The sequence below is a fragment of the Caulobacter sp. P1_B12_2 genome (genome assembly GCF_056406675.1).
The window spans coordinates 1-7,443 of the sequence record NZ_JBFTZS010000218.1 but is presented as its reverse complement, the minus strand read 5'-3'; the positions used below and the strand labels follow the sequence as shown (position 1 = coordinate 7,443).

Below are 7,443 nucleotides of genomic sequence, written 5' to 3'. Positions count from 1 at the left end.
ACACCTGGGAGCCGGAGGAGCTGTTCTGGGGGCCGGAAGGCTCATGGCTGGGCGACGAGCGTTACAGCGGCGAACGCCAATTGCACGAAAGCCTGGGCGCGGTGCAGATGGGCCTGATCTACGTCAATCCCGAAGGCCCTAACGGCAATCCCGATCCCGTCGCCAGCGCTCGTGACATCCGCGAGACCTTCGCGCGAATGGCGATGAACGACGAGGAAACCGTGGCCCTGATCGCGGGCGGTCATACCTTCGGCAAGACCCACGGCGCGGGCGATCCGTCGTTCGTCGGTCCCGAACCCGAAGGCGGCGAGATCCATGACCACGGCCTGGGCTGGCGCAGCAAGCACGGCACGGGCGTTGGCGCAGACGCGATCACCTCCGGGCTGGAAGTCACCTGGAGCCAGACCCCGACGAAGTGGAGCAACCACTTCTTCGAGAACCTCTTCAAGTTCGAGTGGGAACTGACCAAGAGCCCCGGCGGCGCCCAGCAGTGGCAAGCCAAGAACGCTCCGGCCGACATCCCCGACGCCTATGACAACGCCAGGAAGCATGTGCCGACCATGCTGACCTCGGACCTGGCCCTGCGCTTCGATCCCGAATACGAGAAGATCTCGCGGCGGTTCCTGGAGAACCCCGACCAATTCGCCGACGCCTTCGCCCGGGCCTGGTTCAAGCTGACCCACCGCGATATGGGCCCCAAAGGCCGCTACCTCGGCCCACTGGTTCCGCAGGAAACCCTGATCTGGCAGGACCCGATCCCGGCCGTGGACCATCCGCTGGTCGACGCCGCCGACGTCGCGGCCCTGAAGCAGAAGATCCTGGCCTCGGGCCTTTCGGTCGCCGAACTGGTCGGGACGGCCTGGGCCTCGGCCTCGACCTATCGCGGTTCCGACCGCCGGGGCGGCGCCAATGGCGCRCGCGTCCGCCTCGCGCCGCAGAAGGACTGGGAGGTCAACAATCCGCCCGTCTTGGCCAAGGTGTTGGCGGCCCTCGAAAGCCTCCGGGGCGATTTCAACGGTTCGGCCGCGGGCGGCAAGAAGATCTCGCTGGCTGATCTGATCGTGCTGGGCGGCGCGGCGGCGATCGAGAAAGCCGCCAAGGACGCCGGCGCGAGCGTGGTGGTGCCCTTCGCCCCCGGGCGGATGGACGCCACGGAGGAGCAGACCGACGCGGCCTCGTTCGCGCCGCTGGAGCCCCGCTCAGACGCCTTCCGCAACTACCGGAAGGCGGGCGACCACTTCATGTCGCCCGAAGAGTCCCTCATCGATCGCGCCCAACTGCTCCGCCTGTCGGGTCCGGAAACCACCGTCTTGGTGGGCGGCCTGCGGGTCCTGGGCGCCAATGCGGGCGGCTCCAAGGCCGGGGCGTTCACCGACCGCCCGGGCGTGCTGACCAACGACTTCTTCGTCAATCTGCTGGCCATGGGGACCACTTGGAGCCCGACCGCCGTCAACGCCTTCGCCGGACACGATGGCGCGGGTGGTGATCCGCGCTGGACCGCCACCCGCGTCGACCTGATCTTCGGCTCACACGCCGAACTTCGGGCCCTCGCCGAGGTCTATGCCTGCGCGGATGCTCAGGAGACCTTCGTGAGGGACTTCGTCGCGGCCTGGAACAGGGTGATGAACGCCGACCGGCTCGACCTCGCCGCCTGATACGCCCGGGCGCGGCCGCGACGCCGCGCCCGGAATTCTTGAGCTTCGGACCAGGCCGCGGCGCACCAACGACCGCGGCCGTCCCGAACGCCTTGGGAGGATGTTGGATGCCCCACGCCGTGGAGGCCGCTCTTCAGGACGAGCTTCGCCGCGCAGGCCTGCCTTGCCGCGGAACGCCCGCGCGTTTGCTGACCTTGATGCGCGGCTCGCAGGAGACCCACCTGACGCTCTCGGAGGTTGCCGACCTGGCCGCCGAGGCGGGTCTTCCCCTGTCCCCCGCTGACCTTGCCCGCTATCTCGAAGCTTTCGCGGATCATGGCCTGATAGGCCGCGTGCCGACCACGACGACGGAGCGGGTGTTCGACACCGTGGCCGAGCCGCACTCCCACCTCGTCTACGAGGAGTCCGGCCAGGTGGTGGACCTGCACGTCTCGCCGGAAACCCTGCTGGCCATGGTGCGCGACGCCCTGGCCAAACGGCCGGACGAGGTGGAGATCCTGGTGCGCTTCCGCCGCGATCCGACGACAGCGTTCGATCCGGAGCGCGGCTAGCCCGCCGGGAGCTTGCCGCCCGCGTCGCTGACCCAGGCCACGATCTCGGACAGCGCCTGGGTTACGGCCTGGTCGTAGGCCGGCACGATGGCCGACAGGCGGTTGTCGGCGGTCTTGACCCGGGCGACGAACACCTTGTCGCCCAGCAGGGCTCGGTCGTTGTTGCGGGTMATGACGGCGCGGATCTCGACCAGCACCTCGGGCGGGGCCTTGGGGCCGTTCACATAGTCGGTCTCGAACGAGCGGACCTCCAGGCGCAGGGCCATGCCCGCCTTGGCGGTCTCGCCGCGGGTGACCAGGCGGCCGCGGCTGTTGTCGGCCTCGAAGGCCCGGGCCACCGCCTCGTCGAACAGCACGATGGCCGGCGAGACCCAGCGAGCGTCGGAGATGTAGGCCGCCTCGCCGTTCGTGACCGACAGCAGGCGGTCGCTCATGGCGGCGCGGGTGAAGACCGTCGGGGTCTTGAAGACCCCGAAGCTCTTGTCGCTGCTGGGCCGCGAGCTCTCGGCCGCGACGTGGCCGAAGCGGTAGAGGCCGGCGGGCTTGGCCTTGGGGAACAGGCTGATGCAGCCGGTGAGGGCGACCGCGACGGCGACGACGCCCAGCGACCGGAGGGTGTTGCGCAGGGTGATCACGGCTTGACCTCCAGTTCCTTGGCGGGCGCCTTGCCGACCAGGGCGCGCGGGTTCTGTTCGACTTCGCTGACCAGCCGGTCCAGGGACTCGGCGGCCGACTGCAGGGTGACGACGGCCGACGACAGTTGCGGCAGGCCGGTGGTGGCGAAGTCGCTGGTCGGGCCTTCCAGCTTGCCGACCATGCCGCGCACGTCCTTGGCGGTGGCCTTCAGCTCGTCGGCGGCGTCGCCCAGGTTCTTCAGGGTGCGCTTGGCGTCGCCGTTGACCAGGCCGTTGGCCGAGTCCGACAGCTCGCCGATCCGGGTCGAGGTGGCCTCGATGCTCTGCAGCGCCTTCTGGGCGTCGGCGATGATCGCCTTGCGCTCGCGCAGTTCGGCGGTGACCGACTGGACGTCGCTGATCGCGGCGCTGAAGGTCTTGACGTTGTCGTCCGACAGCACGCGGTTGATGCGGTCCAGGGCCTCGATGGTGCGGGTCAGCACGGTGCCGCCGCCCTCCAGCAGGTCGGACAGCGCGCTGCGCTGGCTGCGGATCACCGGCACCTCGTCCTTCTTGACGGTGCTCTTCAGCAGCGGCTTGGCGGGCGCGCCGGCGGTGATCTGCACGTAGTTCACGCCGGTGATGCCCTGGGGCTCCAGGGTGGCGAAGCTGTCGGTCTTGATCGGCACGTCCGAGGTGACGCGCACGCGGGCGATGACGCGGTTGGGGTCGGACTTGTCCAGGGCGATCTTGGTGACCTCGCCGACCTTGATGCCGTTGAAGTGCACCTCGCCGCCGTCCGACAGGCCGCGCACGGGGCCCACGAACAACACGTCGTACAGGTCGTATTCCTGGTTGAAGCTGAGCTTGGCCAGCCAGACGCCGAAGATCAGAGCCCCCATGAACAGGATCAGGGTGGCCGCGCCCACCAAGGCGTAGTTGGCGTTTCTTTCCATCAGCTCGTCCTCGACGTCGACTTGGAGGGCCCTCTGGAGGGCGCCGGCTGACCGGCGGCCGCGCGTCCGCGCGGCCCCATGAAGTATTCTTGAATCCAGGGGTGGTCGTTCTTCTCCAGCTCCTGGACGGAGCCGGTGGCGACGACCTTCTTGTCGGCGATGACCGCGATGCGGTCGGTGATCTCGTAGAGGGTGTCCAGGTCGTGGGTGATCATGAACACCGTCAGGTCCAGGCTGTCGGACAGGTCCTTGATCAGGGTGTCGAAGGCCGCGGCGCTGATCGGGTCCAGGCCGGCGGTGGGCTCGTCCAGGAACAGCAGCTCGGGGTCCATGGCCAGGGCGCGGGCCAGGCCGGCGCGCTTGCGCATGCCGCCCGACAGTTCGGCGGGCTTGAGGTTGCCGGCCCGGGCGGGCAGGCCGACCAGGGCGATCTTCAGGTCGGCCAGGTGCTCGATCTCGCCCTTGGGCAGGCGGGTATGCTCGTGCAGGGGCGCGGAGACGTTCTCGCGCACGGTCAGGTTCGAGAACAGCGCCCCCTGCTGGAACAGCACGCCCCAGCGGCGCTCGATCACGTTCCAGCGCTTGCGCGAGGCGTCGGCCATGTCCTGGCCGAACAGCTTGACCGAGCCGCCGTCGGGGATCTTCAGGCCGATGATGGTGTTGAGCAGCACCGACTTGCCGGCGCCCGAACCGCCGACCACGCCGAGCACCTCGCCGCGCTCCGCGGTCAGGTCCACGCCGTCGTGGATGACGTTGTCGCCGAAGCGCGACACCAGGCCCGTGACCCGGATCGGCGGCGCCTCGGCGGTCGACGGCGTCTCGGCGTCGACGGTGTCCACGTCGAGGGCCGTCATACGTTCAGCTCCATGTAGATCAGGGCGAACACGGCATCGATGGCGATGATCGCGAAGATGGCGTGGACCACGGCGGCCGTGACCCGACGGCCCAGCGACTCGACGTCGTTGCCGACCTCCATGCCCTGGCGGCAGCCGATGGCGGCGATGACCATGGCCATGACCGGGGCCTTGGACAGGCCGATCAGGAAGTGCTGGGCGCCCACCGAGTCCTGCATGCGCTGCAGGAAGAAGGTCGGCGACAGGTCCAGCACCGCCCAGGTGACCATCATGCCGCCGGCCAGGCCGGCCAGGGTGGCCACGAAGGTCAGCAGCGGGATGGTGATCAGCAGGGCGGCGAAGCGCGGCAGAACCAGGGCCTCGTAGGGATCGACCCCCATCACCTGCATGGCGTCGATTTCCTGGTTCATCTTCATCGAGCCGATCTCGGCCGCGAAGGCCGAGGCGGAACGGCCCGCCAGCAGGATGGCGGTGATCAGGATGTTGAACTCGCGCAGCACCGAGATGCCGATCAGCTCGACGGCGAACACCTGGGCCCCGAACTGGGTCAGCAGGTTGGCGCCCAGCAGGGCCACGACGGCGCCGATGAAGAAGGTGGTCGTGGCGACGATCGGGATGGCGTCCAGCCCCGCGCGCTCGGCCAGCGACACCACCGGGGCCCAGCGGATGCGGCTGGGCTTGGCGATGCAGCGGCCGATGGCGACCAGCAGGTGACCCAGAAAGGCGAGGGTGCCGTAGAGGTCGTCGCCCAGGCCGTAGACCCCGCGGCCGATACGCTCCAGCAGGGCCACGAAGCCCTTCTGCGGCGGCGGCGCTTCGGGCTCGACCTGGATGGCGTCGTCGACCAGTTGCAGCAGGCGCAGGGTGCGGGGACCGGCCTTGATCTTGCCGGCGCTGAGCCGGCCGTCGGCGGCGCGGATGATGGCGTAGGCCCCGGCGGTGTCGCAGCGGCTGATGTCGCTGAGGTCCAGGTCGATGGCCTTGGAGCCTTCCATGGCCTGGACCAGGCGCTCGCCGGCGTCGACCATGCCGCGCGCGGTCCAGTCCCCCGAGAGCACGGCCGTCTTGTGACCAGCGGTCTCCTTGAGGGTAAAATCAGCCGGAGCGCCCATGAAGTCTCGTTGGTCCTCTAGTCCGAGGTCGAACCAAACCGGCGCCGACCAAGCCCAAACGTGCCAAGGCCGTGCTTGTTGCCGCGCTTGTTGCGTTAGGAATAAGCGGGTGCGGCGCGTCGCGCCAGCGGGCATGTCCAGATCTGGGCGAAACGGCGAACCGTTGTCGCTAAAGGTGCGTTGTATGGCGTGCAACGGGGGCGTTGCTTTAGAAGGCCCGCATGTTTTCGAGTTTGGTCAACCGCCGCGCGGCGCTGGGCGGTCTTTCGCTGTCGGCGGTTCTCGCCCTGGCGCCGCGCCTGGCGGCGGCGCGGACGCCCGCCGTGGATGACGCCGTGAACCAGCCGTTCTCCGTCGAGGGGTTGCGCGACAAGGCCCGGAGCCTGGCCGCCGCGCCCTACGCCAAGCCGCCCGCGCCGCCGACCATCACCGGCCTGTCCTACGACGACTATTTCCGCATTCGCTATCGGTCGGAAGCCGACCTCTGGAAGGACCGCCAGCCCGCCTTCCGGGCCGAGTTCTTTCCACCGGCCTGGCTGTATCCCCGTCCGCTGCCGATCTTCGAGGTCGCGGCCGGCCTGGCGCGGCCCATCGCCTTCGACCCGGCGATGTTCGACATCCCGGGCGAGCACGCCGACGTCGCCAAGGGCTGGACCGGCTTTTCCGGCTTCCGTCTGCTGTGGCCGCTGAACGAGGCCGGCAAGCTGGACGAGGTCGCGGTGTTCCAGGGCGCCAGCTATTTCCGCAGCCTGGGGCGCGGTCAGCGCTACGGCCTGTCGGCGCGCGGCCTGGCGATCGGCGCCGGCGAGCCGAACGAGGAATTCCCCGACTTCACCAGCTTCTGGCTGGAGCGGCCCCAAAGCAGCGGTCAGGCCATCGACAGCGACGCGGTGGTGGTCCACGCCCTGATGGACAGCCCCAACTGCACCGGCGTCTACAGCTTCACGATCCGGCCGGGCGAGGACGTGACGTTCGAGGTCGCCGCCAGCGTCTTTCCACGCGCGACCATGACCAAGGCGGGCGTGGCGGCCATGAGCAGCATGTTCCTGTTCAACGTCGCCGACCCGTCGCAACTGCAGGACTATCGCACCGCCGTGCATGACAGTGACGGCCTGGCGATCTGGACGGGGCAGGGCGAGCACATCTGGCGGCCGCTGCAGAACCCCAAGGCCCATCGCCTGAGCAACTTCCCCGATCAGGACCCCAAGGGCTTCGGCCTTGTGCAGCGGGCCAGGGCGCTGGAGGACTTCGGCGACCTGCAGGCCCGCTACGACCTGCGGCCCAGCCTGTGGGTCGAGCCCCTGGACGCCTGGGGTGAGGGCGCGGTGCACCTGGCCGAGTTGGCCACCACCAAGGAGACCGACGACAACATCGCCATCTTCTGGCGGCCCAAGGCGCCGTGGAAGGCCGGGACCCAGGTCGACCTGCGCTATCGCCTGCACTGGGGCCAGGAGCGCTTCGCCAGCCCCGACGCCCGGGTGTTCCGCACCCGCACCGGCGCCGACGCCCAGGCCGGCCTGCGGCTGTTCACCGTCGATCTGCAAGGCGGGGCCCTGGCCGAGGGGCTGGACGGGGTGGCGATGGATCTTCAGGCCGACGGCGGCGAGATCGTCTGGCGCGACCTGTCGCCCTATCCCGACGAGGCGGCGGCCCGCGTGGCGTTCGGCGTGAGGCCCAAGGCGGCGACCATGGACCTGTCGC

General features: G+C 69.3%; 7 protein-coding genes. 3 read left to right on the top strand and 4 right to left on the bottom strand.

Features of this window, described 5'->3' with window-relative positions; translation table 11 throughout:
- Both katG and AC1DZ6_RS14500 read left to right on the top strand, forming a co-directional pair.
- The coding region (gene katG, locus AC1DZ6_RS14505) for a catalase/peroxidase HPI (protein ID WP_477097864.1) at positions 1-1,655 on the top strand (1,655 nt) is incomplete at its 5' end.
- Between the two features lie 107 nt (positions 1,656-1,762).
- Positions 1,763-2,206: a transcriptional repressor gene (locus AC1DZ6_RS14500; RefSeq protein WP_477097863.1), complete on the top strand. Its 444-nt coding sequence runs from the start codon at positions 1,763-1,765 to the stop codon at positions 2,204-2,206.
- Here AC1DZ6_RS14500 and AC1DZ6_RS14495 read toward each other — a convergent pair.
- Genes AC1DZ6_RS14495 through AC1DZ6_RS14480 form a run of 4 tightly spaced genes read right to left on the bottom strand, consistent with a single transcriptional unit; the run spans position 2,203 to position 5,742 of the window.
- Positions 2,203-2,841, bottom strand: coding sequence for an ABC-type transport auxiliary lipoprotein family protein (locus tag AC1DZ6_RS14495; RefSeq protein WP_477097862.1), 639 nt, complete (start codon positions 2,839-2,841; stop codon positions 2,203-2,205). The two genes, AC1DZ6_RS14500 and AC1DZ6_RS14495, sit on opposite strands and share 4 nt — an antisense overlap.
- The gene (locus tag AC1DZ6_RS14490) at positions 2,838-3,776 is read right to left on the bottom strand and encodes an MlaD family protein (RefSeq protein ID WP_477097861.1); all 939 of its coding nucleotides are present in this window, start codon (positions 3,774-3,776) and stop codon (positions 2,838-2,840) included. The genes AC1DZ6_RS14495 and AC1DZ6_RS14490 overlap by 4 nt, the downstream gene beginning before the upstream one ends.
- Complete coding sequence (locus AC1DZ6_RS14485; RefSeq protein WP_477097860.1) at positions 3,776-4,630, bottom strand: ABC transporter ATP-binding protein; 855 nt, start codon at positions 4,628-4,630, stop codon at positions 3,776-3,778. Before AC1DZ6_RS14485 ends, AC1DZ6_RS14490 begins: the two co-directional genes overlap by 1 nt.
- Positions 4,627-5,742: an ABC transporter permease gene (locus tag AC1DZ6_RS14480; protein WP_477097859.1), complete on the bottom strand. Its 1,116-nt coding sequence runs from the start codon at positions 5,740-5,742 to the stop codon at positions 4,627-4,629. Before AC1DZ6_RS14480 ends, AC1DZ6_RS14485 begins: the two co-directional genes overlap by 4 nt.
- Before the next feature lie 221 nt (positions 5,743-5,963).
- Here AC1DZ6_RS14480 and AC1DZ6_RS14475 point away from each other — a divergent pair.
- A partial coding sequence (locus AC1DZ6_RS14475; RefSeq protein ID WP_477097858.1) for a glucan biosynthesis protein G occupies positions 5,964-7,443 on the top strand: 1,480 nt, incomplete at its 3' end.

What these genes read in the sequence shown, in the direction of transcription:
- AC1DZ6_RS14500 (WP_477097863.1), top strand. Translation starts at nt 1,763, where the DNA reads ATGCCCCACGCCGTGGAGGCCGCTCTTCAGGACGAGCTTCGCCGCGCA.
- AC1DZ6_RS14490 (WP_477097861.1), bottom strand. Translation starts at nt 3,776, where the DNA reads ATGGAAAGAAACGCCAACTACGCCTTGGTGGGCGCGGCCACCCTGATC.
- AC1DZ6_RS14485 (WP_477097860.1), bottom strand. Translation starts at nt 4,630, where the DNA reads ATGACGGCCCTCGACGTGGACACCGTCGACGCCGAGACGCCGTCGACC.
- AC1DZ6_RS14480 (WP_477097859.1), bottom strand. Translation starts at nt 5,742, where the DNA reads ATGGGCGCTCCGGCTGATTTTACCCTCAAGGAGACCGCTGGTCACAAG.